Here is a 26,355-nt window from a genome sequence, read left to right on the forward strand (position 1 = left end):
CGCAGGGTGAAACGGGAGGTTGACGGCATGCGTGTGGCCGCCACCGGATCCGGTGGCGGCCACAGGCGCGAGCAGATCAGTACGACAGGTGGTGCCCGAGGCGGTGCAGCGGCGCCGCGGTGTCGAAGGGCACGTCCTCGCGGCTCTCCTCGACCGCCTTCATCGACGACGGCAGATCGAACGGCAGCCGTCCTTCCGGTGCGCAGCGCCCGAAGACCAGATCGAGCAGGGCGTCGTCCTCGGCCCCGAAGTCACCCACGACGGCCGTCGCCGCCCCGGCGATCCCGGTGAGCACGGCCGGCCGCTCCAGGTAGACGAGCACGACCGTCGGCACCCGCGCCGCGAGGGCGCCCACGTGCTCCACGACCTCCTCGGGGAAGTCGAGCGACCCGCCGTGGAACCATTCGCTGAGCGCCGTGCCCCGGTCCTCGTAGGGGGCCCGCAGTCGCACCAGGGCGACCTCGGCGTCCGCCACGTCGGCGACCGGCGTGCCGTACGCGGCGACCAGCTCGGGGTCCAGACCTTCCGTGTACACGCGCAGACCCGCGCCGTCGGAGAGCGGCAGCAGCGCATCGGCGCTCTCGGACTTGTCCACCGCGTCGTTCGTCACCGCGTCGCTCTTCACCGCGTCGTTCTTCACCAGGACCAGCGAACGCCGCTGCGCCCGCCGCCCCGCCTCGCGCAGCGGTGCCGAACCGACCGTCGCCACGGCTGCCTCGGGATCGACCCGGCGCCGCTCGAACAGCCCGAGCCGGAACTTCTCGCGCAGCAGCCGACGCACCGAGGTGTCGATCCGCGCCTCGGTCACCACGCCGTCGCGCACGAGCTCGACCACCAGCTCCGTGCAGTCGTCCCCGCCGAACTGGTCGACGCCCGCGTCGAGTGCGCGGGCCAGCCGCTGCGCCGGGGTCAGCGCCTCCAGGCCGTAGGCGTGGGCGTCGAAGACATCGCCCGCGAGCATGGTGGACTCGATGACGTTCCAGTCGGTGCAGACGATGCCGTCGAACCCGTAGTGGCCCCTCAACAGGTCGGTCACCACCGGCTTGTTGAAGGCGAAGCCGACCTCCTCCCAGCCGGGCACGGCCAGCGGCATCCCGTAGTAGGTCATCACCTGCGTGGCCCCCGCGCGGAACGCCGCGTCGAACGGCAGCTCGTGCAGCCGGGACAGACCGCCCGGGTAGACCTGCTCGCGGTGGGCGGGGTCGTGGGCGTCCTCGCCGCCCAACTGCGGCCCGCCGCCGGGGAAGTGCTTGACCATCGCCGCGACCGAAGCGGAGCCGAGGTCGTCGCCGCCCCGCAGGCCCCTGATGAACGCGGCCGTCAGGTTGGCGACGGTGACCGGGTCCTCGCCGAACGTGCCGTACCCGCGCGACCAGCGCGGATCGGTGAACAGGTCGGCCATCGGCCCGAGCGCGACCCGGATGCCGAGCGCGGTGTACTCGCGCCGCACCACGTCCCCGTACTCCTCGGCCAGGCGTACGTCGCCGATCGCGCCGATGCCGGTGTGCTCGGGCCAGCGGGACATCCGCTCGATGGCCTGGCCGGCGGCCGGGCTGGAGAACATGCCGTGCCGGGGGTCGGTGGAGACGGTCACGGGGATGCCGAGCCGGGTGCCGGCGGCGAGGTCCTGGAGCCGGTTGTGCCAGAGCGCGATCTCGTACGGGTCGGTCCCGTTGAGCAGATTGAAGTGCGTGATGTGCCGGCCGGCGACCAGCTCGTGGGCGGTGCGCACACCGTTGGCCGCGTCCGGCTCGGCGAGCAACCGGCCGCCCGGAGCGAGAGTGTTGGCGGTGTGGAAGAGCTGTCCGGCCTTCTCCTCCAGCGTCATGCGGGAGAGCAGGTCCTCGACGCGCCGCTCGACGGGGAGCTCGGGGTCCAGGTACGGGGTGGTGGGGTGGTTCATGGCGGAACTTCCTTGTACGGCAGTGGTGTTGCTCAGCGCCGCTTGACGGGGAGCACGGCGGGGATCGCGCACAGCGCGGCGAGCAGGCCGAAGACGAACAGCGCGGGGTAGTTGTCCCCGCCGCCGAGGGCGAGCAGCGTCGGCGCGATCAGCGTGATCAGTGAGTAGGGCAGGGTCGCGGCGATGTTCATGACGCCGAGGTCCTTGGCCGCGTTGTTCGGGTCGGGCAGGACGTCGGCGGGCAGCGCGATGTCGACGGCGAAGTACACGCCCATGCCGATGCCGACGATCGCCTGCGCGATCAGGAACCCGGTCACCGAGGTGGCCAGCGCCATCACGCCCATCGACGCGGCGAGCAGTACGGCGGCCGCGAACACGATGGGCTTGCGGCGCCCGATCCGGTCGGAGATCCGGCCCGCGGGCACGGTCGCGATCAGGATGAAGATGTTCGCGACGAGGCTGCCCAGGAAGACGTAGTGGGTGACGGCATCGTCGTTCTGGTGCAGGTAGTCGGAGAGGTAGTACGCCATGTACGTGGTGACGGTGGCGTACGAGGTCCACATCAGGAAGCGGCTCAGCCAGGCCCAGCCGAAGTCCGGGAAGCGCACCGGGTTGGTCCACAGGAAGGCGATCAACTGCCGGGGCGTGAGCGAGGGCACCTGCTCGGCGCTGACGCGGCGGTCCCGCCCGTAGAGCAGGAACGGCACGACCAGGGCGGCGCCGACGAGGGCCGGGACCAGCATGAGCGCGGTCGTGGAGGCGTTGAGGGCGTCGACCAGGAAGGTGCCGCCGAGCGTCGCGAGGGGGTTGGCGAGCGCGAGGACCGCGGAGGCGAAGCCCATCTGCCGCTCGGGCACCTGGTCGGCGAGCGCGCCGTAGATGGCGGCCACCAGCGCGTTGTAGAAGCACTGCGCCAGGCACCAGCCGACGACGATCTCCCAGGTGCTGTCGGCGTACGCGATCACCGCGATGCCGACGAAGCCGCCGGCCGTGCCGATCACCATCCAGGGGCGGCGGGCGCCGAACCGGGACGTGGTGCGGTCGGAGAGCAGTCCGAAGAGGGGATTGGCGACGAGGGCGACGAGCGCGCCGACGCCGAGCGCCAGCGACAGGGTGCCCACCTTGCCTGCCGCGTCCATCCGCTCGACCTTGAGCGCGACGGAGACCAGGGAGGGGACCAGGACGCCCATCCAGGCGCCGAGCAGCGCCAGGAAGTGCACGAGGACGAAGGTGCCGGGGACGCGCTGCTTGGCGTCGTCCCCGGGCGGTACGGGGGCAGCGCCGGGATCGGCACTGACGGGGACGGACATGGTCACAACTCTCCTTCGAGTCATGGGTGGTGCTCGTGGTGCGGGGCGTCAGCCGGCGTGGGTGCCGCAGGAGTCACGGATCACGAGTTCGGTGGGGACGGTGAAGTGGGCGGGGGGCCGGCCGTGCTCGATGGAGTCGAGGAGCATCCGGACCGCGGCCGCGCCCATCTGCCGGAACGGCTGGCGGACCGTGGTCAGCGGCGGCCGCATGACCCGGGCGATGGGGGAGTCGTCGAACCCGGTGACGGCGACGTCCTCGGGGACCCGGTGGCCGCTGGTGTGCAGGGCGTTCAGCGCCGAGAAGGCGATCTCGTCCCAGGCCGCCGCGAGACCGTCGGGGTCGGTGCCGAGCAGCTCGGTGATCTCGTCGGCGGTCGGTTCACGGTCGGCGGGCAGCAGGGTGAGGGCCGGGTCGTAGGCGATGCCGCCCTCGCGCAGGGCGTCGAGGTAGCCCTCGAAGCGTTCCTGGGCGAACGCGTCGTTCATCTGCCCGCCCACGAAGGCGATCCGGCGCCGCCCGTGCCGCACCAGGTGCAGCACCGCCTCGCGGAATCCGGCGCGGTTGGTGCTCTCCACGTACGGCAGGTCGAGGCGGTGGCCGCGGTCGTCGATGACCACCGTCGGCATGCTGGTGTGGGCGATGGCGCCGATGTGCCGGGGCGTGCCCTCGGGCATCAGCAGGATCAGCCCGTCCATCGGCAGCGTCGGCAGGGTCTGCGTGACGAACTCCCGCTCGGCCTGCTCGCCCGGCCGCAGCGGATGCACCAGCAGGTGCAGGCCGCGCCGGGCGCTCTCCTCGGCGATGCCGTACTGGATGTCGGAGTAGCCCCACCACTGCTCCAGCGGCATGAGCAGCCCGAGCGTGTCGTGCCGGCCGGTGCGCAGGGAACGCGCGCTGACGCTCGGCGCGTACCCGAGGTCGGCGGCGATCCGCTGGATCCGCTCGCGGGTCTCGGCGCCGACGTCGGGATGCCCGTTCAGCGCGCGGGAGACGGTGGGCTTGCTGACACCGGCCTCGCGGGCGATGTCCGCGATGGTGACACGGGGCATGGGGCCTCACCTGGGTCGTCGAGCGGTGCTCGGGGCTTTCGTACGATTCTGGAACTGTTCCGCAATCGATTGCGGAACAGTTCCGAAAATAACCCCGGCGGGTCGTGGGGCGCAAGGGGCCCCGCCGTCGCCGGGGTCGCTCAGACCTGCTCGGCCCGGAACCCGGCCGGTGTCACCCCCGCGTGCTGCTGGAAGTACTTCGAGAAGTTCGCCGAGTCCGGCACGCCGACCGCCGCCCCGATCCGGCCCACCGGCAGTTCGGTGTGGGCGAGCAGGCGTTTGGCCTCCAGGACCACGCGCCGGTCGATGAACGCCTTCGGCGTGAGGCCGGTCGCGGCGCGCACCGCGCGGACCAGGGTCCGTCGCGAGTAGCCGAGCTCGTCGGCGTACGCGCTGACGCTGTGGTTCGTCGTGAACTGCTTCTCCACCGCCGCCCGGAACCGGGTGAAGGTGGTGTCGGCCTGCGGTTCGAGGGCGTCGGCCGCGGCCTGCGCCGACACATGGGCCACCCGCAGCATGAAGGCCGTCAGCGCATGGCGCAGGACGCTGGTGTGCAGGCTCAGCGGGAGGGTCGAGGTGTCCAGGTACTCGCGCTGCAACTGCTCCAACGACGCCCGGATCGCCGCGCGTTGGGCCTCGTCCGGGTGGAGCAGCGGCGGCCGGTCGTAGCGGTACATACCGGTCGCTTCGACGACGGCGCGCGGCAGGAAGCCGGGCTGCATCGTCAGGCTCGTGCCGACGTACTCGTCCGTCGGCGAGAACCCGTGCACCTGCCCCGGCCGGATCCACAGGATGTCGCCCGCCCCGGCCTCGTACTCGGTGAAGTCGATCATGTGGCGGACCGGGCCCGCGCGGAAGAACAGCAGCACGTGGAAGTCGATGCGGTGCGCCCGCCGGGACGGGACGGCGCTCCCCTCCCAGGGGCCGCCGGCCCCCATCGGTCCGACGCGCATGCCGACCCCGGACAGGCTCTCCGCCGGGTCGAAGGGATACGTACGGATGTGCTCCGTCGCTCCCAGATGTGCGCTCGGATGTGCGGGGTCCTGCTCCGGCATGCGTGTTCCTCGGTGTCGGGCTTCTCTGCTGTCCCATTTTCACCGAACGCTGGCACGGGGCCACCTGTCGCCCAAAAAGTATGACCTTTAAATTTGAACCTGGTCCGACCAGGAGCTTTGGATTCTGGCGGCCGGTGCCTCGCGGCGCCTTTGATGGACAACGGATGCGAAGGAAGTCATACAGATGAGCACGCAGACACCCGACGGCCTCGACCCCTTCGAGCGCCCCTTCGAGTGGACCGAGCTCGACCAGCGCGCCGTCGACACCGCCCGCCTCCTGGCGGCGGACGCCGTGCAGAAGGTCGGCAACGGGCACCCGGGTACGGCGATGAGCCTCGCCCCCGCCGCGTACACCCTGTTCCAGAAGGCCATGCGGCACGACCCGGCCGACCCGGAGTGGACCGGCCGCGACCGCTTCGTCCTGTCGCCCGGCCACACCAGCCTGACGCTCTACACCCAGCTCTTCCTGTCCGGCTACGAGCTGAGCCTGGACGACCTGAAGGCGTTCCGCACGCAGGGCTCCAAGACGCCCGGCCACCCCGAGTACGGCCACACCGCCGGTGTCGAGACCACGACCGGCCCGCTCGGCCAGGGTGTCGCCAACGCGGTGGGCATGGCGATGGCCGCCCGCTACGAGCGCGGCCTGTTCGACCCCGAGGCCGCGCAGGGCGAGAGCCCCTTCGACCACATGATCTGGGCCATCGTCTCCGACGGCGACCTGGAGGAGGGCGTCTCCGCCGAGGCGTCCTCGATGGCCGGCCACCAGAAGCTCGGCAACCTCGTCTTCGTCTGGGACGACAACCACATCTCCATCGAGGGCGACACCGCGACCGCCTTCTCCGAGGACGTCCTCGCCCGCTACGAGGCGTACGGCTGGCACGTCCAGCGGATCACCCCGCAGGAGAACGGCGACGTCGACGTCAAGTCCCTGCACGAGGCGCTCGCCGCCGCCAAGGCCGTGACCGACCGGCCGTCCCTCATCGCGATGCGCACGATCATCGCCTGGCCCGCCCCGAACAAGCAGAACACCGAGGGCTCGCACGGCTCCGCGCTCGGCGCCGAGGAGATCGCCGCCACCAAGCGCGTCCTGGGCTTCGACCCCGAGCAGGACTTCGTCGTCGAGGACGCCGTCGCCGCCCACGCCGGGCTCGCCCTGGACCGCGGCGCCGAGGCCCACGCGGCCTGGGACAAGAAGCTCGCCGAGTGGCGCAACGCCAACCCGGAGAACTCCGCGACGCTGGACCGCATCCTCGCGGGCCGCCTCCCCGAGGGCTGGGAGCAGCACCTGCCCGCCTTCGAGACCGGCACCAAGGTCGCCACGCGCGCCGCGTCCGGCAAGGTCCTCCAGGCCCTCGGCCCGGTCGTCCCCGAGCTGTGGGGCGGCTCCGCCGACCTCGCCGGCTCGAACAACACGACGATCGACAAGACCTCGTCGTTCCTGCCCGTCGGCAACCCGCTGCCCGAGGCCGACCCCTACGGCCGCACCGTCCACTTCGGCATCCGCGAGTTCTCGATGGCCGCCGAGATGAACGGCATCGCGCTGCACGGCAACACCCGCATCTACGGCGGCACCTTCCTGGTGTTCTCCGACTACATGCGCAACGCCGTCCGCATGTCGGCGCTCATGCAGCTCCCGGTCACGTACGTCTGGACGCACGACTCCATCGGCCTCGGCGAGGACGGCCCGACCCACCAGCCGGTCGAGCACCTGGCCTCGCTGCGCGCCATCCCGGGCCTGAACATCGTCCGCCCGGCCGACGCCAACGAGACGGCCGTCGCCTGGCGCGAGATCCTGCGCCGCGGCTCGGTCAAGCCGGCCCCGCACGGCCTGGCGCTGTCCCGCCAGGGCCTGCCGGTGTACGAGGCCAACGAGGCCGCCGCCAAGGGCGGTTACATCCACACCGAGGCGTCCACCGGCACCCCCGAGGTCGTCCTCATCGCCACCGGCTCCGAGGTGCAGCTCGCCGTCGCCGCCCGCGAGACGCTGGAGGCCGAGGGCGTCGCGACCCGCGTCGTGTCGATGCCGTCCGTCGAGTGGTTCGAGGAGCAGGACGCCGACTACCGCGCGTCCGTCCTGCCGCCGTCGGTCAAGGCCCGCGTCGCCGTCGAGGCCGGCATCGGCCTCACCTGGTACCGCTACGTCGGCGACGCCGGCCGCATCGTCTCCCTGGAGCACTTCGGCGCCTCCGCCGACGCGAACGTCCTCTTCGCGGAGTTCGGCTTCACCGCCGAGAACGTCGCCGACAAGGCGCGCGAGTCGCTGGCCGCCGCCCGCGCCTGACCTCCACGCACCCCACGAACCTCACCGCACTGAGTCACACCGAAGGAAGATGAAGCACACCATGAGCAACGCCGCTACCTCGTCGCCCCTCAAGGCCCTGTCCGACGAAGGCGTTTCCATCTGGCTGGACGACCTGTCCCGCACCCGCATCGAGTCCGGCAACCTCGCCGAGCTGATCGAGAAGTCCCACGTCGTGGGTGTGACGACCAACCCCTCGATCTTCCAGGCCGCCATCGGCGCCGGCGTCGGCTACGAGGACCAGCTCGCCGACCTGGCCGTCCGCAAGGTCACCGTCGACGAGGCCGTCCGCATGATGACCACGGCCGACGTCCGCGCCGCCGCCGACATCCTGCGCCCCGTGTACGACGCGACGAACGGCCGCGACGGCCGCGTCTCCATCGAGGTCGACCCGCGCCTGGCGCACGACACCGAGGCCACCGTCGCCGAGGCCAAGCAGCTCGCCTGGCTCGTCGACCGCCCCAACGTCATGATCAAGATCCCGGCGACCCTCGCGGGCCTCCCGGCGATCACCGAGGTCATCGGCCTCGGCATCTCGGTCAACGTCACGCTGATCTTCTCCCTCGACCGCTACAAGGCCGTCATGGACGCCTACCTGGCCGGTCTGGAGAAGGCCCACGAGCGCGGCCTCGACCTCTCCGTCATCCACTCCGTCGCCTCGTTCTTCGTCTCCCGCGTCGACGCCGAGATCGACAAGCGGCTCGACGCGCTGGGCACCGACGACGCGAAGGCCGTGCGCGGCAAGGCCGCCCTCGCCAACGCCCGTCTCGCCTACGAGGCCTACGAGCAGGTCTTCGCCTCCGAGCGTGCCACCAAGCTGGAGGCCGCGGGCGCCAACAAGCAGCGCCCGCTGTGGGCCTCGACCGGCGTGAAGGACAAGGCGTACAAGGACACCCTGTACGTCGACGAGCTGGCCGCCCCGGGCACCGTCAACACGATGCCGGAAGGCACCCTGAACGCCACCGCCGACCACGGCGACATCCACGGCGACGCTGTCTCGGGCACCTACGAGACCTCCCGCGAGGAGCTGGCCGCCGTCGAGAAGCTCGGCATCTCCTACGACGAGGTCGTCCAGAAGCTCGAGGACGAGGCCGTGCAGAAGTTCGAGATCGCCTGGAACGACCTGCTCGCCACGGTCGCCGACCGCCTCAAGGGCGGCGAGGCCAAGTGAGCGGCGCCTCCCTCCCGTCGCAGGAGTGGGCCAACCCGCTCCACGACCCCCGCGACCGCCGTCTGCCGCGCGTCGCGGGCCCCTCGGGGCTCGTCATCTTCGGTGTCACCGGTGACCTGTCCCGCAAGAAGCTGATGCCGGCGGTCTACGACCTCGCCAACCGCGGTCTGCTCCCGCCCGGCTTCTCGCTCCTCGGCTTCGCCCGCCGCGAGTGGGAGGACCAGGACTTCGCCCAGGTCGTCCACGACTCGGTGCGCGAGCACGCCCGTACCCCCTTCCGCGAGGAGGTCTGGGCCCAGCTCGCCGAGGGCATGCGCTTCATCCCCGGCGACTTCGACGACGACACCGCGTTCAAGCAACTGCGCGAGGCCGTCGATGAGCTGGACGAGAAGCGCGGCACGAGCGGCAACTACGCGTTCTACCTCTCGGTCCCGCCGAAGTTCTTCCCGAAGGTCGTCCAGCAGCTCAAGAAGCACGGCCTCGCCGACGCCCCCGAGGGCTCCTGGCGGCGCGCCGTCATCGAGAAGCCGTTCGGCCACGACAGCGAGTCGGCCCGCGAGCTCAACGCGATCGTCCACGACGTGTTCGCGCCCGAGCAGGTCTTCCGCATCGACCACTACCTCGGCAAGGAGACCGTCCAGAACATCCTGGCGCTCCGCTTCGCCAACCAGATGTACGAACCCATCTGGAACCGGTCGTACGTGGACCACGTGCAGATCACCATGGCCGAGGACATCGGCATCGGCGGCCGCGCCGGGTACTACGACGGCATCGGCGCCGCCCGTGACGTCATCCAGAACCACCTGCTCCAGCTGCTCGCCCTGACGGCGATGGAGGAACCGGCCGCGTTCGACGCCGAGTCCCTCGTCAACGAGAAGCTCAAGGTCCTCAAGTCCGTCCGGCTCCCCGCCGACCTGGAGCGCTCCACCGTGCGCGCCCAGTACGCGGCGGGCTGGCAGGGCGGCGAGAAGGTCCGCGGCTACCTCCAGGAAGACGGCATCGACCCGCAGTCGAAGACCGACACCTACGCCGCGGTGAAGCTGGAGATCGACAACCGCCGCTGGGCGGGCGTCCCGTTCTACCTGCGCACCGGCAAGCGCCTGGGCCGCCGCGTCACCGAGATCGCGGTCGTCTTCCAGCGCGCCCCGCACTCGCCGTTCGACTCCACCTCCACCGAGGAACTCGGCCAGAACGCGGTCGTCATCCGGGTCCAGCCGGACGAGGGCATGACCGTACGCTTCGGTTCGAAGGTCCCGGGTACTTCGATGGAGATCCGTGACGTCTCGATGGACTTCGCGTACGGCGAGTCGTTCACGGAGTCCAGCCCCGAGGCGTACGAGCGGCTGATCCTGGACGTGCTGCTCGGCGACGCCAACCTCTTCCCGCGCACGGAGGAGGTCGAGGAGTCCTGGCGCATCCTCGACCCGGTCGAGGAGCACTGGGACAGCCACGGCAGGCCCGCCCAGTACGCCTCCGGCAGCTGGGGCCCGGGGGAAGCGGACGAGATGCTCGCACGAGACGGACGGAGCTGGCGCAGGCCATGAGGATCGACCTGACCGACACCACGGCAAGCAAGATCAACAAGGCGCTCGTCGAGGGGCGCCGGGCCATCGGGACGCCCGCCGTGGGCATGGTCCTGACGATGGTCATCGTCACGGACGAGGAGAACGCGTACGACGCGGCGAAGGCCGCCCAGGAGGCGTCCCGCGAGCACCCCTCGCGCACCCTCGTCGTCATCAAGCGCACCAAGCGCTCGCCGCGCGACCGCCAGGGCAACCGGCTCGACGCCGAGGTCCGCGTCGGCTCCGACGCGGGCACCGGCGAGACCGTTGTCCTGCGCACGCACGGCGAGGTCAGCCGGCACGCCGCATCGGTCGTGCTGCCGCTGCTGCTCCCCGACGCCCCGGTCGTCGTGTGGTGGCCGGTGGACGCGCCGGACGACCCCGCGAAGGACCCGCTGGGCGCCCTCGCCGCCCGCCGCATCACCGACGCGTACGCGGTCGAGGACCCGATCGGCGCCCTCGCCCTGCGTGCCGCGTCGTACGCCCCCGGCGACACCGACCTCGCCTGGACCCGCCTCACCCCGTGGCGCTCCATGCTGGCCGCCGCCCTCGACCAGGCCCGCGCCGATGTCGTCTCCGCGGCCGTCGAGTCCGAGGCCGAGAACCCCAGCGCCGAACTGCTCGCGCGCTGGCTCGGTGCCCGGCTCGGCGTCGAGGTCGAGCGGGTCACCACCGACGGCCCGGTCGTCACCGCGGTCCGCCTCGGCACGCCCGGCGGCGAGATCGTCATCGACCGCCCCGAGGGCCCCCTCGCCACCCTGTCCCTGCCCGGCCAGCCGCAGCGCACCCTCGCCCTGAAGGTCCGCTCCACGGCCGAACTGATCGCCGAGGAACTCCGCCGCCTCGACGCCGACGAGATGTACGCCGTCGCGCTCCACGGCAGCGCCTCCGGCACCAAGGAGTCCGTTCAACATGCCTGAGAACGCCCCCCTGCTGACGCGCCGCCCGCAGTGGACCGCCCTGGAGGACCACCGCGCGAAGTTCAACGGCACGCACCTGCGCGACCTGTTCGCCGGTGACCCCGAGCGCGTCGGGCGCTACACGGTGCAGGTCGGCGACCTGTACATCGACTACTCCAAGCACCTGGTCACGGACGAGACGCTCGCCCTGCTCCAGGAACTGGCCACCGCCACCGACGTGTTCGGGCAGCGCGACGCCATGTTCCGCGGCGAGAAGATCAACACGACCGAGGACCGCGCCGTGCTGCACACGGCCCTGCGCGCCCCGGCCGGCGCCGTGATCGAGGTCGACGGCGAGAACGTCGTCCCCGCCGTGCACGCCGTCCTCGACAAGATGACCGCCTTCGCGGAGAAGGTCCGCTCCGGCGAGTGGACCGGCCACACCGGCAAGCGCATCAAGAACGTCGTGAACGTCGGCATCGGCGGCTCCGACCTCGGCCCCGCGATGGCGTACGAGGCCCTGCGCCCGTACACCGCACGGGACCTGACGGTCCGCTTCGTGTCGAACGTGGACGGCGCCGACCTGCACGAGGCCGTCCGCGACCTCGACCCGGCCGAGACGCTGTTCGTCATCGCGTCGAAGACGTTCACCACGATCGAGACGATCACCAACGCCACGGCCGCCCGCACCTGGCTGCTCGCCGGGCTCGGCGGCGACGAGTCGGCCGTCGCGAAGCACTTCGTCGCGCTGTCGACCAACGCCGAGAAGGTGTCGGACTTCGGCATCGACACGGCCAACATGTTCGAGTTCTGGGACTGGGTCGGCGGCCGCTACTCCTTCGACTCGGCCATCGGCCTGTCGCTGATGATCGCCATCGGCCCGGACCGCTTCCGCGAGCTGCTCGACGGCTTCCACCTGGTCGACGAGCACTTCCGCACGGCGCCGGCCGAGGCCAACGCGCCGCTGCTGCTGGGCCTCCTGGGCATCTGGTACGGCAACTTCCACGGCGCCCAGTCGCACGCGGTGCTGCCGTACTCGCACTACCTGTCCAAGTTCACCGCCTACCTCCAGCAGCTCGACATGGAGTCCAACGGCAAGTCCGTGGACCGCGAGGGCCGGCGCGTGGAGTGGCAGACGGGCCCGGTCGTCTGGGGCACCCCGGGCACCAACGGCCAGCACGCCTACTACCAGCTGATCCACCAGGGCACGAAGCTGATCCCCGCGGACCTCATCGGCTTCGCGAACCCGGTCGACGAGCTGAGCGACGACCTCAAGGGCCAGCACGACCTGCTGATGGCCAACCTGTTCGCGCAAGGCCAGGCGCTCGCCTTCGGCAAGACGCCCGACGAGGTGCGCGCCGAGGGCGTCGCCGAGGAACTGGTCGCCCACAAGACGTTCCAGGGCAACCACCCCACGACGACGATCCTGGCCAAGGAACTGACCCCCTCGGTCCTCGGCCAGCTCATCGCCCTCTACGAGCAGAAGGTGTTCGTCCAGGGCGCCGTCTGGAACATCGACTCCTTCGACCAGTGGGGCGTCGAACTCGGCAAGGTCCTCGCCAAGCGCGTCGAGCCCGCCCTCACCGAAGGCACCGAGGTCCCCGGCCTCGACGCCTCCACCCAGGCCCTGGTCGACACCTACCGCGCCCTGCGCGGCCGCACGTCCTGACCTGCTCGTTCTCACGACTCCTGCTCAAGACTCCCGAAAGTAAGTGAACTGACATGCAGCTTGGTCTCATCGGTCTCGGCAAGATGGGCGGCAACATGCGCGAGCGCATCCGCCGCGCGGGCCACGACGTCATCGGCTACGACCGCAACGCCGAGGTCTCCGACGTCGCCTCCCTCGCCGAACTGGTCGAGAAGCTCGAAGGCCCGCGCGTGGTCTGGGTGATGGTCCCGGCCGGCGCCGCGACCCAGTCCACCGTCGACGAGCTCAAGGAGCTCCTGTCGGAGGGCGACATCGTCGTCGACGGCGGCAACTCCCGCTGGACGGACGACGAGAAGCACGCCGCCGAGCTCGGCGTGAAGGGCATCGGCTTCGTCGACTGCGGCGTCTCCGGCGGTGTGTGGGGCCTGGAGAACGGTTACGCGCTGATGTACGGCGGCTCCGAGGAGAACGTCGCCAAGGTCAAGCCGATCTTCGACGCCCTCAAGCCCGAGGGCGAGTTCGGCTCGGTCCACGCGGGCAAGGTCGGCGCCGGCCACTTCTCCAAGATGGTCCACAACGGCATCGAGTACGCCATGATGCAGGCCTACGCCGAGGGCTGGGAGCTCCTGGAGGCCGTGGACTCGGTGACCGACGTCCGCGAGGTCTTCCGCTCCTGGCAGGAGGGCACGGTCATCCGTTCCTGGCTGCTCGACCTCGCCGTCAACGCCCTCGACGAGGACGAGCACCTGGCCGACCTGCGCGGCTTCGCGCAGGACTCCGGCGAGGGCCGCTGGACGGTCGAGGCCGCCATCGACAACGCGGTGCCGCTGCCCGCCATCACCGCCTCCCTCTTCGCGCGCTTCGCGTCCCGCCAGGACGACTCGCCGCAGATGAAGATGATCGCCGCGCTGCGCAACCAGTTCGGCGGTCACGCGGTGGAGAAGAAGTAACTCTCCGAACACCCGCTCCACCCGGCCGGTGGGGAACCAGCCACGTCACGTGGCTGGTTCCCCACCGGCCGTTGTTTTGCGGGACGCACGGCCGGGCCTGTGACCTGCGTGCATGCGCCATCATCCGTGCGTACGGGGGAATCCGGCACGGAGCGGCACCGGGGGCCACTTACGATCACCCGCTGTGACAGAACGCCAATCCACGACAACAGCCGGTGACACGGCCGACGTTGTCATCCTCGGGGCCGGACCGGCCGGCCTCCTCCTCGGCAACCTCCTCCAGCGCGGCGGCGTCGACTGCGTCGTCCTGGAGCGGGGGACCCGAGAGCACATCCAGACGCGGGCGCGCGCCGGTTTCCTCGCCGCCCATACCGTACGGATCCTCCAGCGGCACGGCCTCGCCGACGGCCTGAACCGGGACGGCCAGGACCACAGCACCTGCGAGTTCCGCTCCGACGACGGCCGCTTCCGCCTCGACTACAGCCGCCTCGGCCAGGGCGAGCGGCACACCGTCTACCCCCAACAGGCCCTGGTGAGCGACCTGCTGGCGCACTACACCGACGCCGGGGGACGCATCCGGTTCACCACCGACGCGCTCGACGTCCGGGACACCGGCACCGACCGGCCCACGGTCACCGTCCGCACGGCCGACGGCCGCCCCGGACACTGGCGGGCCCGGTACGTGGCGGGCTGCGACGGCCGGCACGGCGCCGCCCGCCGCTCGCTTCCCGCGCACACGGTCCGCCACCACCTCGACCACGGCGTGAGCTGGCTCGGCCTGCTCGCCGACGCCCCGCCCAGCCTGGACGCCGTCGGCTACGGGGTGCACAGCCGCGGCTTCGCCGGCCACATGGCCCGCACCTCCACCGTCACCCGCTACTACCTCCAGTGCGCCCGCGACACCCGCACCGACGACTGGCCCGACGACCGGATCTGGGCCGAACTGGCCCTGCGCCTGCGCGCCGACGCCTACGGTCCGCTGCACCAGGGCCGGATCGGCCAACGAGGTGTCGTCCATCTCGAGTCCGATGTCATCGAACCCCTGCGCCACGGCTCGCTGTTCCTCGCCGGCGACGCCGCCAGCCTGATCAGCCCGTCCGCAGCCAAGGGCGCCAATCTGGCCGTCCTGGAGGCCGAACTCCTCGCCGAGGCCCTGCTCGACGACCTCGCGCACGGCGACCCCGCGGGCCTCGACACCTATTCGGCGCGCTGCCTCGACCACATCTGGCGGGCCCAGGAGTTCTCCCACTGGATGATCGGGCTGCTGCACGGCAGCCCCGGCACGGACGGCGAGGCGCGGTTCCGCGACTCCCTGCGCCGGTCCCGGATCTCGGCCCTGCGCGACTCCCGCGCCCAGCAGGACTGGTTCGCCGAGCACTACGTGGGCGTCGGCGCCCTCCGTGCTGCCTGAACGTTTCTTTCTTCTTTCCTCCCTTTTTCGACCTTTTCTTTTTTGATGCCGAGTACTGGAATCGAGGCACCACACCCGATGGTCACCACGATGGCAGGCGAAACGTCCCGTCTGCGCGCGACGGTCGACTTCGTCCGTGAGCAGGACACCGCCACCCTGCTCCCGCTGCTGCTGCCCGGCCTCGACGGCCCGGAGCTGCGCTCCCTGGCGGACCGCTGCCGCTTCGCCCACGCGGCCCTCCTGCTCTTTCCCCGCGACGAGCAGGACCTGTACACCACCCTGACCGAGTGCGGCCTCGACCCCGACGGTCCGCCCCGGCCGAGCGTCGTGGTCCGTGAACGCCTCGCCGTACGCCACCGCCTGGACCCCGCCGACCTCGACGTCGGCATCCTGCGCCCCGCCGTGACCGGCCTCGACGGAGCCCACCGCACCGTCGAGGTGTTCGCCCTGACCGTCCCTCCGGGCTCCGGCCTGGAATCCCTCGTCGCCCACGAGCGCGAACGGCAGCACGAGGCCCATCTCGCCTTCGAGGTCGAAGGCCCCGACCCGCTGGTGCTGCGCGGCCTGTGCGCCACGCTCGCCCGGCACGGCGCGGTGCCCGACGGCGGCGGCTACAACCCGCACGAGAACGGTACGGTCTTCTACTTCACCGCACCCGAGGGCGCCAAGACCGCGTACCGCCGCATGGAGCTCTACGCCCCCGGCGATCACCGCGACATCCTCACCGCCCACCTCGCCGAACACCGGGAACGGCAGCCCGCCGAGGCCCTGCTGCGCCTGCTCACCGGCGCCTGGACCACCCAGGCCCTCACCGCCTTCGCCCAACTGCGCGTCGCCGACGCCCTGGACACCCGACGGGGGACCGCCGTCGACGACCTGGCGGAACGTATTGGCGCCTCCCCGCGCCCCCTCGCCACCCTCCTGCGCTATCTGGAGACCCTGGGCGCGGTGGCGGCGGTCCCGGGGATCGCGGACGGCTACCGGCTCACCCCGCTCGGCGCCCTGCTGCGCACGGAAGCGCCGGAGTCGATGCGACCCCTCGCCCTGCTGTACGGCGGCCCGTTCTACCGCTCCTTCGGCGCCCTCGCGCACACCGTGCGCACCGGCGAGCCCGGCTTCGAGCACCTCTTCGGCGCCCACCACTTCGACCACTTCGCGGCCGACCCCGAACTCGCCGATCTCTTCGACCGGTCCATGGCCGCCGGAGCCGCCATGTTCGGGCCGCTGCCCACCCACCCGGTCCTGCTCGCCGCCGGGCGGGCGGAGACCCCGGCGAGGGTGGTCGACATCGCGGGCGGCAACGGCGCGCTGCTCGGCCGGATCCTCGCCGTGCACCGGCGCCTGCACGGGGTGCTCCTGGAGCGCCCGCACGTCGTCGAGGCCGCCCGCGACGCCCTGGAGAGCGCGGGGTTCGGCGACCGCTGCACGTACCGCAGCGGGGACTTCGCGGACGTCCCCGCCGACGGCGACGTCTATCTCCTGTCGCGCATCCTGCACGACTGGGACGACGACCGGTGCCTGGACATCCTGCGGCACGTCGCCCGCGCGATGCCCGACCACGCCGATCTGCTCGTCGTCGAACGGGTGCTGCCCGCCGACGGCTCGGCCTCCCTGGCCACCGCCTGGGACCTCCACATGATGTGCAACGTGGGCGGCCGGGAGCGCCGCGCCGACCACTACGCCCGCCTCTTCGCGGACGCGGGCCTGACCCTGGTCGGCCAGGAGCGGCTGCCGCTGGACGGCAGCGTGCTGCACGTACGGAAGGCGGCCACCGCGGGCTGACCCGGGGGAGAGGGGCCTCTGCCCGGGGCCGTGGCGGTCCCGGGCAGAGTCACGAACCGCGCGAGTGGTCTTGACAACAGCATTGGTCCATACCAACTTAGGTGCGGCGCAATGGCAGTTCGGCACCACCCGCTCCACGCACGCCCCCAACACCCCCTTGAGCACCGGGAGTTCGTGTGTCCCCCACCGGAAGACGGCGTCCCTCGCGACGCTCCGGAAGATCCCGCATCCTCGCCCTCCTCGGCGCCGCCGCCCTCGCCGTCGGCGGCGCGGTCGCCCTGCCGGGCACCGCCCAGGCGGCCAACATCCTCAGCAATGCGGGCTTCGAGTCCGGCTCGCTCGGCTCCTGGTCCTGCACCGGCAACCTCGGATCCGTGGTCTCCAGCCCCGTCCACGGCGGCAGCAAGGCCCTTGCGGGCGCGGCGAGTTCGAGCGACATCGCGAAGTGCGGCCAGACGGTCGCCGTCCAGCCGAACACCACGTACACCCTCTCCGGCTGGGTGCGCGGCAGCTACGCCTACCTCGGCGTCGAGGGCGGCGGCTCCACCTGGACCCAATCGCCCTCCGCGTACGCCCAGTTGACGGTGAAGTTCACCACCGGCGCCTCGCAGACCAGCGCCACGGTCTACACCCACGGCTGGTACGGCCAGGGCACCTACTACGCCGACGACATCAGCCTCGACGGCCCCGGCGGCAGCACCGACACCCAGGCCCCGACCGCCCCGACCGGCCTGACCTCAACGGCCAAGACGTCCTCCAGCGTCTCCCTGTCCTGGGGCGCGGCGAGCGACAACGTCGGCGTCACCGGCTACGACATCTACAGCGGCGGCAGCAACAAACTCCTGACGGTCAGCGGTACGTCGGCCACCGTCTCCGGGCTCTCGCCCTCCACCGCGTACAGCTTCACCGTCAAGGCGCACGACGCGGCGGGCAACAGCTCGGCGGCCTCGAACGCCGTCTCCGTGACGACGAGCGCGGGCTCCGGCGGAACCACCGGCTTCAAGCAGGCCGCGCCGTACTTCTACACCGGCTGGGGCAACCCGCCGAGCCCGGCCACCGTCATGAGCGCCACCGGCGTCAAGTGGTTCACGATGGCGTTCATCCTCTCCTCCGGCGGCTGCAACCCGGCCTGGGACGGCTCGCGCGCCCTCACCGGCGGCCAGGACCAGACCGCGATCAACGCCATCCGGGCGGCCGGCGGCGACATCGTCCCGTCGATCGGCGGCTGGAGCGGCAACAAGCTCGGCCCCAACTGCTCGACACCGGAGGCCCTCGCGGGCGCCTACCAGAAGGTGATCGACGCCTACCAGCTGAAGGCGATCGACGTCGACATCGAGAACACCGACGAGTTCGAGAACACGGTCGTGCAGGACCGCATCCTGAACGCCCTGAAGATCGTCAAGGCCAACAACCCCGGTCTGAGGACGATCCTCACCTTCGGCACCTCGACGACCGGCCCGACCTCGTACGGCAACCGCCTCATCGAGCAGGCCAAGGCCCTGAACGCCGATATCGACGTCTTCACGATCATGCCGTTCGACTTCGGCGGCGGCAACGACATGTACGGCAACACCGTGAACGCCGCCGAGGGCCTGAAGACCAAGCTCAAGTCGGTCTTCGGCTGGGACGACACGACCGCGTACGCCCACCTCGGCATCTCCGGGATGAACGGCCTCAGCGACCAGCAGGAGACCACCACCCCGGCGATCTGGACCCAGATCAAGGACTGGGCGAACAGCAAGCACATCGCCCGCCTGGCCTTCTGGTCCGTCAACCGCGACCGCCCGTGCGCGGGCGGCGGAGTCGCCGAGAACTGCTCGGGCATCAGCCAGGACAACTGGCAGTTCACGAAGATCACGGCCGGGTTCACCGGCTGATCCGGCCGGGGCTTGCGTGCGGCGGATGCCGCGCGCAGGCCCCGCCCGCCGCAGGAGCTTGAGCCAGTCGTCGTCCACCGGCAGAAAATCGTCGACCAGCGAGATCCGGTGCGAGCTGCTCGAAGCCGGCCGCGGGGTCATCCGGACATCTCCCCGGAGAAACAGAAAAACCCCAGATATTCTGGGGTTTTCGCTGGTGTCCGAGGGGGGACTTGAACCCCCACGTCCGATAAAGGACACTAGCACCTCAAGCTAGCGCGTCTGCCATTCCGCCACCCGGACAAGGTGTCTGCCGCCTTGAGTGCGGGGGGCTGCCCCGCGGCGACACAGAGAACATTACCAGGGTTTCGGAGTGCTCCGATCACACGCCCACCTCGACGCTTGCCCTGTGAACGGCACGTGACGAGCGGTGCCCGCCCTTGGGTCCTGACGTCGGGGGAGAGAGGATGAGAGGGATCCGCAGGGAGAGAGGAACAAGCGTGAGTGAGCCGAGCACGGGCAGGGCGGTCTCCGGACAGGACGAGGTCGTCGACCTCTGCCGCGAACTGATCCAGATCGACACCAGCAACTACGGCGACCACTCCGGACCCGGCGAGCGCAAGGCCGCCGAGTGGGTCGCGGAGAAGCTCGCCGAGGTGGGCCTCGAACCGAAGATCTTCGAGTCGCACCCCGGCCGCGCCTCCACGGTCGCCCGGATCGAGGGCGAGGACCCGTCGCGGCCCGCGCTCCTCATCCACGGCCACACCGACGTCGTACCGGCCAACGCGGCGGACTGGACCCACCACCCCTTCTCCGGCGAGGTCGCCGACGGGTGCGTGTGGGGCCGCGGCGCCGTCGACATGAAGGACATGGACGCGATGACCCTCGCGGTCGTCCGCGACCGGCTGCGCACCGGCCGCAAGCCCCCGCGCGACATCGTCCTCGCCTTCCTCGCCGACGAGGAGGCCGGCGGCACCTGGGGCGCGCGCCACCTCGTCGACAACCACCGTGACCTCTTCGACGGCGTCACCGAGGCGATCAGCGAGGTCGGCGGCTTCTCCTTCACCGTGAACGAGCAGCGCAGGCTGTACCTCATCCAGACCGCCGAGAAGGGCATGCACTGGATGAAGCTGAGCGTGGCCGGCACCGCCGGACACGGCTCGATGATCCACCGGGACAACGCCATCACCGAGCTGTCCGAGGCCGTCGCCCGGCTCGGCCGCCACCAGTTCCCGGTCCGCGTCACCAAGACGCTGCGCCACTTCCTCGACGAACTCGGCGACGCGCTCGGCACCGAGCTCGACCCCGAGGACATGCAGGAGACGATCGCCAAGCTCGGCGGCATCGCCAAGCTGATCGGCGCGACCCTGAGCAACACCGCGAACCCGACCCAGCTCGGCGCCGGGTACAAGGTCAACGTCATCCCGGGCGAGGCCACCGCCCACGTCGACGGGCGTTTCCTGCCCGGGCACGAGGACGAGTTCCTCGCCGACCTCGACCGGCTCCTCGGCCCGAACGTGCGGCGCGAGGACGTGCACGCCGACAAGGCCGTCGAGACCACCTTCGACGGGGCGCTCGTCGAGGCCATGCAGACCTCGATCGCCGCCGAGGACCCGATCGGCAAGGCCATCCCGTACATGCTCTCCGGCGGCACCGACGCCAAGTCCTTCGTCGAGCTGGGTATCCGCAACTTCGGCTTCGCCCCGCTCCAGCTCCCGCCCGAGCTGGACTTCGCCGGCATGTTCCACGGCGTCGACGAGCGGGTGCCGGTGGACGGCCTGAAGTTCGGTGTCCGGGTCCTCGACCGCTTCATCGACGCGTCCTGAGCCGCCCTGCCACCGTCACACCCGCGTCAACCCGGCGACAGCCCGGTAATTCGGCCGTTCGTGCGTACTGGGCTGAAAAGAGTGAAAGGAACCATAGGCTCGTAGCCCCATCACTTTCTCCTCGTTACAGGGAGTGCAGTCCGCGGCTGGGACTGCATTGCCAACAAGGAGGAATAATGATCAAGAAGGTCGTCGCTGCTGCGGCTGCCACTGGTGGTCTGGTTCTCGCGGGTGCGGGCATGGCCGTCGCCGACTCCGGTGCCCAGGGTGCCGCCGTGCACTCCCCCGGCGTGCTCTCGGGCAACGTCATCCAGGCGCCCATCCACATCCCGGTGAACGTCTGTGGCAACACGGTCTCCGTGATCGGGCTGCTGAACCCCGCCTTCGGCAACACCTGCGTCAACAGCTGACGTTGTTGAGCCTCACCCCTTGAGGGTCTGAGTCCGTCGGCCCCGGAGTGCGCGCCATGCGCTCCGGGGCCGTCGGGCATTCGGGGACCCGGGGCACACCAGTTCCCCGGCCCACCCAGGCGAAGTGCAGTGCTTCGAGCGCTGAGATTGCTAAGGCAGGGAAAGCTATGCGACAGGTCACGCGCAAGGGCCTGACCATCGTGGCGGCCGCGACCGGCGTGCTCGCCGTCACCGGCGGCTACGCGCACGCCGACTCGGGTGCGAACGGAAGCGCGTCGGGCTCACCCGGCGTCGCCTCCGGCAACAATGTGCAGGTGCCGGTCGAGGTCCCGGTCAACGTCTGCGGCAACACCGTGAACGTCATCGGGCTGCTCAACCCGGCGATGGGCAACAAGTGCGCCAACCACACCTCCCGTGACACCGGCTACGGCGACGAGAGCGGCGGCGGCCACCACCAGCCGCCCGGCGGCGGGTCGCACGCGGGCGGCCACAGCAGTGACTCGCCGGGCGTCGGCTCGGGCAACCACGTCGAGGTGCCGGTGGAGGTGCCGGTCAACGTGTGCGGGAACTCCATCGGCATCATCTCCGTCGGCAACCCCGCCACGGGCGACGACTGCGCCAACCCGGGCGGTGAGCAGGTGACGCCGCCGTCCACGCCGCCTGCCAAGCCCGGTCAGCCCCACCACCCGGGCAAGCCCGGATCGCCGGGCGAGTCCGTGAAGCCCGTGACGCGGGCGCTGCACCCGACCGCGGACAAGCCCAACCAGCCGGGGACGCAGAGCGTCGCCCAGCCCAAGGGCGAGTCCCACCTCGCCATGACCGGCAGCTCGCTGCCCGTCGGCGCGACGGGCGCACTGGCCGCGGGCGCGCTGATCGGCGGCGCGGTGCTGTACCGCCGGTCCCGGACCGGCGCCTAGCGCGCACGGCAGGCAAGCGGCTACGGAGCGGGCCCCGCATCGGCGGGGCCCGCTCCGTTTTCGGCCGGGGGCCGTCGGGTTCAGGTCACCATGTGGCCCGCACCTGGCGGATGATCCGCCGCCGCAGGCGCACGCGGCGACTGCCGTCGCGGCGCAGGCTCAATCGGTCCAACTCCCAGTGTCCGTACTCTGCATGGTCCGTCAGCAGGCGCGTCGCATCCTTGCGGGAGACCCCGCGCGGCACGTACACGTCGACAAATTCGTATTCCGGCATCGCATCTATTGTGCGGGCACGGGCCCGGTACGGATAGCGTCTGCACTATGTCTGATGCTGCGCAGCCCACCGCTGCCGAGGTACGCACCGCCGCAGAGGCGGTCAAGGCTGCGCTCGACCGTCACCTGGCGGCTGTCGAGCGCAGGTCGGGAGAGGACGACCCGGCCGTCTACGAAGCGTTCAACGAGCTCGCCGTCGCGGCCGAGGAGTACGACGAACTCCTCTACGACCGCTACGACGAGGTCACCCCCTTCGAGATCCCCAGCGGTGACGACTCGCTGCCGCCGTACACCGGGCCGGAGGAGCCGAACGCGCTGAGCGTGCTGATCCGACGCGACTACGCCGTGGTCGAGCCGCAGCGTCTTCTCGCCCAGGCGGGCCGGGTCGCCGACCTCGAGACGGGGACCGACCCGGACAGCGCGGGCGGCAGCGTCCATGCCGCGCTCGGTGTGCTCTTCGGCGAGTTCGAGCCCGACGAGATCGCCTCCCGGCACAAGGAGTTCGGCCTGGAGGAGGGCGACTCGACCCTCTGGGTCGCGGCCGCCGACGAGCCGGCCGAGCCGGGGGAGTGGCTGGAGGCCCCGTTCGACCAGGCGGACCCGCAGCGGGTGGTGTGCCGCTTCGACGTCAGCTCGGTCTTCGACGACGAACTGGACCCGGACGACGACACGGTCGCGGAAGAGCCGCTGGAGGACGCCGACCACTGACCCCAGCCGCCGCCTTGGGCAATCTGCCGCCACGGGCGGCAGGGTGGGCAAGGCGGCACCCCAGCGCCGGGCAGGCGCCTCGGCGGGCCTCTGCCCCGGCGCCGAGCGGACATCGCGACGGGGCGGGCGCCCCCGAAGGACGCCCGCCCCGACCCCGCTCTAAGCCCCGGGCACCTGTGCCCGGACCAACCGCTGCAAGCGGGTCGTCCGCGGCTTGGCGGGGACCTCGGCGACCGCGCGGGGCAATGCGGAGTCCACCCCGTGCACCACGGACAGATGCCGCTCCCCGCGCCCGAACGCCGTGTACACCCAGGGCCTGCTCAGCCCCGCAGCGGCGTCTCCGGGCAGCACCACCACGGCGGCGGCCCACCGCAGCCCCACAGCCTGGTGCCCGGTCACCGCCCACCCGTGCCGCACGGCCCGCTCCACCTGCTCCTTCGGTACGAGCACGGGCTCCCCGTCACACTCGATGCGCAGCCCCTCCGCATCGGCCCCGACGACCCGCCCGGGCCTGATCCGCCCGGGACCGGCGACGTGCACCACCCGGTCCCCGGGGTCGAACCCCCCGAACCGCCCGGGGCCCGGATTCAGCCGCTCCTTCAGCGCCGCGTTCAGCGCCCGGGTCCCCGCCGCGCCCGCGTGCCCAGGGGTGATCACCTGGGTCTCCTCGGCGGGCACCCCGATGGCCCGCGGCACCGAGTCAGCGACGAGCTGCACGGTGCGGTGGACCGCCTCGGCGCCGTCCCGCACCGGCACGATCACGACCTCCTTGCCGGGCGCCTCCACCTGGGTCAGCTCACCGATGCCGATGCCCGAGACCAGCTCTCCGATCGGCCCGAAGTCCGGCGTCCGGGACGCCAGGCGCGGGCAGATCGCGGCGGCCAGCAGATCCGCGAAGACCCGCCCCGGCCCGGCCGACCACAGCACGCCCGGGTCACCGCTGAGCACCAGACAGGTGCCGTCGGCCAGCAGCTCCACGAGCATCGCGGCCGTGTCCACGTCCAGCTGCGGCGCGTCCAGGACGACCAGCAGATCGGCCGCGAGTGCGCCGTCGGCGTCCCGGCCGGGTCCCTGCGTCTGGGTGAGCAGACCCTCCACGGTGGCCGTGGCGGTCTCCGGCGCGTCGGCTCCGAGCAGCGCCGCGGCCCTGCGCCGCCCGTCCGCACTGTGGGCGGCCACACACACCCGCAGCCCGAGACCGGCCGCGGCCGAGGCCAGGGCCAGCGGCTCGGCGCGGGCGGCCTCGCCACCGGTGTGCAGCACGAGGCGGTGCGCGGCGGCGGCCCGGATCAGCTCGGCCGTCGTACCGGAAGCGGCCTCGGCCGCGGTCTCCCAGCCGTCCCCGAGGGAGCCGCCGTCCTTGGGCGCGGAGTTGATGATCCGGGCGAGACCGTCGGCCAGGCTCTCCTCGGCGAGCGCGTACCGCTCCAGGCCGACCAGGATCCGTACCGGCCGCTCGGCCTCTTCCTCGCCCTCCTCGGCCGGTTCGGGCGCGGGCGCGTCCTCGACGGGGTCCTGGAACAGGATCGCGTCGCCCTCCGCGGCGGCGCTCTGCACGGCCTCGGCCGGATCGGGCACCCCGCGCTTGCCGAGCGCCTCCGAGAGCACCGGAAGGTCCAGGGCCGTGTGCCCGGCGACCGCCGCCTGTTCGAGCAGCCAGACGGTGACCGCGCGGCCCCGCCGCTCGTCCTCCGGGCCGCACTCGGCGCCGAGCAGCGCCCGCGCGAACCCGTCGGCCTGCTCGGGCCGCACCCCGCTCACCCGCAACAACTGCCAGGGATCCTCGCGCAGCAGCTCCTCGGCGCCCTCACCCAGCGCCGTGGCGGCCGCGCCGGCGAGCGTGTCCGGTGCTCCGCCCTCGACGAGCACCGCCCGCACGGCGGCCACCGTGTCGGCGTCGGGCCCCGCGTCCACGACCGGTGCGGCAGGCGCGGCAGGCGTCTGGGGTCGCGGCTCGGGCACGGCCGCGGCCGGGCGCGGCGCGGGCTCGGGCTCCGGCTTCGCGAACCCGGCGGTGGCGGGCTTCTCGCCGCTCTCCACGGCACGTACGGCGGCGAGGAGATCGGCGGCGGTGCCGCTCAGCTTCGTACCGGCGGCGATCGGTCCGTCCTTGGCGGCCTTGCGCTGCGCGATGCGCTCCCGCAGCTCCCGCTGCGCGGCGATCTCGGCCTCGGCCTCGGACGGCTGGGGCGCGGCCTCCTCGGTGCCGGACGCCTCGGTCCCGTCCCCGGCCGCTTCGGTCGTCTCGACCGCCTCGACGGATGTCTCCGTGTCCGGCCCGGCGTCGGGGCCCGGCCCTGACTCGTTCTCCGCGGCAGCGGACTCCGTGCTCACAACGTGCTCCAGTCCTGATCGGGATAGCGGTGCACGGGCGCCGACACGTCGTCGAGCGCCTGGCAGATCTCGTCAGGAAGACTAAGGGCCTCCACTGACAATGCCGCCGTGAGCTGCTGGGTGTTGCGCGGGCCGATGATCGGCGCGGCCACGCCGGGCCGGTCCCTGACCCAGGCCAGGGCGACCTGGAGCGGGGTCACCGCGAGCCCGTCCGCGGCTATGGCCACCGCGTCCACGATGTGCCCCGCGGCCTCGTCCAGGTACGGGGCGACGAACGGCGCCATGTGGTCGGAGCCGCCGCGCGAGTCCGCGGGCGTGCCGCCCCGGTACTTGCCCGTCAGCACCCCGCGCCCGAGCGGCGACGACGGCAGCAGCCCGATGCCCAGGTCGAGGGCGGCGGGGAGCACCTCCCGCTCCACCCCGCGCTGGAGCAGCGAGTACTCCATCTGCGTACTGGCGATACGGGTCCGGGTGCCCGGCGCGGAGAGCTGCCAGGTGCCCGCCTTGGCCAGCTGCCACCCGCAGAAGTTCGACACCCCCGCATAGCGGGCCCGCCCGCTGCTGACAGCGATGTCGAGCGCCTGGAGCGTCTCGTCGAGCGGGGTCTCGGTGTCGTAGGCGTGAATCTGCCAGAGGTCGACGTAGTCGGTGCCGAGCCGGGCGAGCGAGGCGTCGAGCGCGGCGAGCAGATGGCCGCGCGAGCCGTCGAAGCGCCGGTCCGGGTCGGGCACACTGCCCGCCTTGGTGGAGATGACCAGGTCACGGCGGGGGACCAGGCCCTCGATGAGCCGGCCGAGCAGATACTCCGACTCGCCGTCCCCGTACACGTCGGCCGTGTCGACGAGCGAGCCGCCCGCCTCCCAGAAGACCTTCAACAGGTCGGCGGCGTCGTGCTCGTCCGTGTCACGGCCCCAGGTCAGGGTGCCGAGCCCGATCCGGGACACACGCAGGCCGGTACGGCCGAGATGCCTCTGCTCCATGGGCGCTGAGA

General features: G+C 71.6%; 20 protein-coding genes and 1 tRNA gene. 13 read left to right on the forward strand and 8 right to left on the reverse strand.

Features of this window, described 5'->3' with window-relative positions; genetic code table 11:
- Positions 1-76: 76 nt before the first annotated feature.
- The 4 genes from K377_RS27425 to K377_RS27440 form a co-directional block, all read right to left on the reverse strand.
- Positions 77-1,903, reverse strand: a complete 1,827-nt coding sequence (locus K377_RS27425; RefSeq protein WP_111666210.1) for a glycoside hydrolase family 3 protein — start codon at positions 1,901-1,903, stop codon at positions 77-79.
- 32 nt (positions 1,904-1,935) lie between these two features.
- Positions 1,936-3,213, reverse strand: coding sequence for an MFS transporter (locus tag K377_RS27430; RefSeq protein WP_161195103.1), 1,278 nt, complete (start codon positions 3,211-3,213; stop codon positions 1,936-1,938).
- 48 nt (positions 3,214-3,261) lie between these two features.
- Positions 3,262-4,263 carry a LacI family DNA-binding transcriptional regulator gene (locus K377_RS27435; RefSeq protein WP_111666212.1) on the reverse strand — a complete coding sequence of 334 codons (1,002 nt, stop codon included), beginning with the start codon at positions 4,261-4,263 and terminating at the stop codon, positions 3,262-3,264.
- 140 nt (positions 4,264-4,403) lie between these two features.
- Positions 4,404-5,318 (reverse strand): AraC family transcriptional regulator, encoded by a 915-nt coding sequence (locus K377_RS27440; RefSeq protein WP_111666213.1) that lies wholly within the window; start codon positions 5,316-5,318, stop codon positions 4,404-4,406.
- Positions 5,319-5,502: 184 nt separating this feature from the next.
- Here K377_RS27440 and tkt point away from each other — a divergent pair, with 184 nt between their 5' ends.
- The 9 genes from tkt to K377_RS27485 all read left to right on the forward strand — a co-directional run bounded on the left by tkt (position 5,503) and on the right by K377_RS27485 (position 18,917).
- Complete coding sequence (gene tkt, locus K377_RS27445) at positions 5,503-7,599, forward strand: transketolase (protein WP_111666214.1); 2,097 nt, start codon at positions 5,503-5,505, stop codon at positions 7,597-7,599.
- Positions 7,600-7,660: 61 nt separating this feature from the next.
- Positions 7,661-8,788 (forward strand): transaldolase, encoded by a 1,128-nt coding sequence (tal, locus tag K377_RS27450; protein ID WP_111666281.1) that lies wholly within the window; start codon positions 7,661-7,663, stop codon positions 8,786-8,788.
- Positions 8,785-10,332, forward strand: coding sequence for a glucose-6-phosphate dehydrogenase (gene zwf, locus K377_RS27455; RefSeq protein WP_111666215.1), 1,548 nt, complete (start codon positions 8,785-8,787; stop codon positions 10,330-10,332). Before tal ends, zwf begins: the two co-directional genes overlap by 4 nt.
- A complete protein-coding gene (gene opcA / locus K377_RS27460; RefSeq protein WP_111666216.1) occupies positions 10,329-11,270 on the forward strand; it encodes a glucose-6-phosphate dehydrogenase assembly protein OpcA in 942 nt (313 codons plus the stop codon). Before zwf ends, opcA begins: the two co-directional genes overlap by 4 nt.
- Entirely contained in the window at positions 11,263-12,918 is a 1,656-nt protein-coding gene (gene pgi / locus K377_RS27465; RefSeq protein WP_111666217.1) for a glucose-6-phosphate isomerase, read from the forward strand. Before opcA ends, pgi begins: the two co-directional genes overlap by 8 nt.
- A 53-nt stretch (positions 12,919-12,971) precedes the next feature.
- Positions 12,972-13,847, forward strand: a complete 876-nt coding sequence (gene gnd / locus K377_RS27470) for a phosphogluconate dehydrogenase (NAD(+)-dependent, decarboxylating) (RefSeq protein WP_111666218.1) — start codon at positions 12,972-12,974, stop codon at positions 13,845-13,847.
- A 184-nt stretch (positions 13,848-14,031) separates the two neighbouring features.
- On the forward strand, positions 14,032-15,258 hold the full coding sequence (locus K377_RS27475) for a 4-hydroxybenzoate 3-monooxygenase (protein WP_258395133.1): 1,227 nt from the start codon (positions 14,032-14,034) through the stop codon (positions 15,256-15,258).
- Positions 15,259-15,336: 78 nt separating this feature from the next.
- Complete coding sequence (locus K377_RS27480; RefSeq protein WP_111666220.1) at positions 15,337-17,040, forward strand: methyltransferase; 1,704 nt, start codon at positions 15,337-15,339, stop codon at positions 17,038-17,040.
- Positions 17,041-17,216: 176 nt separating this feature from the next.
- The gene (locus tag K377_RS27485; RefSeq protein WP_111666221.1) at positions 17,217-18,917 is read left to right on the forward strand and encodes a fibronectin type III domain-containing protein; all 1,701 of its coding nucleotides are present in this window, start codon (positions 17,217-17,219) and stop codon (positions 18,915-18,917) included.
- 194 nt (positions 18,918-19,111) lie between these two features.
- Here the strand turns inward: K377_RS27485 and K377_RS27490 are convergent.
- Positions 19,112-19,199: transfer RNA gene (locus K377_RS27490), tRNA-Leu, on the reverse strand.
- A gap of 197 nt (positions 19,200-19,396) precedes the next feature.
- Here K377_RS27490 and K377_RS27495 point away from each other — a divergent pair.
- From K377_RS27495 to K377_RS42745, 3 genes are all read left to right on the forward strand, one after another.
- On the forward strand, positions 19,397-20,722 hold the full coding sequence (locus K377_RS27495) for a M20/M25/M40 family metallo-hydrolase (protein WP_111666222.1): 1,326 nt from the start codon (positions 19,397-19,399) through the stop codon (positions 20,720-20,722).
- A 176-nt stretch (positions 20,723-20,898) separates the two neighbouring features.
- Positions 20,899-21,132 (forward strand): chaplin ChpH, encoded by a 234-nt coding sequence (gene chpH, locus K377_RS27500; protein ID WP_111666223.1) that lies wholly within the window; start codon positions 20,899-20,901, stop codon positions 21,130-21,132.
- Between the two features lie 167 nt (positions 21,133-21,299).
- Positions 21,300-22,049 carry a chaplin gene (locus K377_RS42745; RefSeq protein WP_111666224.1) on the forward strand — a complete coding sequence of 250 codons (750 nt, stop codon included), beginning with the start codon at positions 21,300-21,302 and terminating at the stop codon, positions 22,047-22,049.
- Between the two features lie 85 nt (positions 22,050-22,134).
- On the opposite strand, the gene K377_RS27510 is transcribed toward K377_RS42745, so the two are convergent.
- Positions 22,135-22,323 carry a DUF5703 family protein gene (locus K377_RS27510; protein WP_111666225.1) on the reverse strand — a complete coding sequence of 63 codons (189 nt, stop codon included), beginning with the start codon at positions 22,321-22,323 and terminating at the stop codon, positions 22,135-22,137.
- 47 nt (positions 22,324-22,370) lie between these two features.
- On the opposite strand from K377_RS27510, the gene K377_RS27515 reads away from it, so the two are divergent.
- Positions 22,371-23,030: a hypothetical protein gene (locus K377_RS27515; RefSeq protein ID WP_111666226.1), complete on the forward strand. Its 660-nt coding sequence runs from the start codon at positions 22,371-22,373 to the stop codon at positions 23,028-23,030.
- A gap of 159 nt (positions 23,031-23,189) precedes the next feature.
- On the opposite strand, the gene K377_RS27520 is transcribed toward K377_RS27515, so the two are convergent.
- Together K377_RS27520 and K377_RS27525 are read right to left on the reverse strand one after the other, a co-directional pair.
- On the reverse strand, positions 23,190-25,364 hold the full coding sequence (locus tag K377_RS27520) for a helix-hairpin-helix domain-containing protein (RefSeq protein WP_258395134.1): 2,175 nt from the start codon (positions 25,362-25,364) through the stop codon (positions 23,190-23,192).
- A complete protein-coding gene (locus tag K377_RS27525; protein WP_111666228.1) occupies positions 25,361-26,344 on the reverse strand; it encodes an aldo/keto reductase in 984 nt (327 codons plus the stop codon). The genes K377_RS27520 and K377_RS27525 overlap by 4 nt, the downstream gene beginning before the upstream one ends.
- Between the last annotated feature and the right edge of the window lie 11 nt (positions 26,345-26,355).

The organism is Streptomyces sp. PsTaAH-137 (assembly GCF_003259365.1).
In the GTDB taxonomy this organism is placed as follows: domain Bacteria; phylum Actinomycetota; class Actinomycetes; order Streptomycetales; family Streptomycetaceae; genus Streptomyces.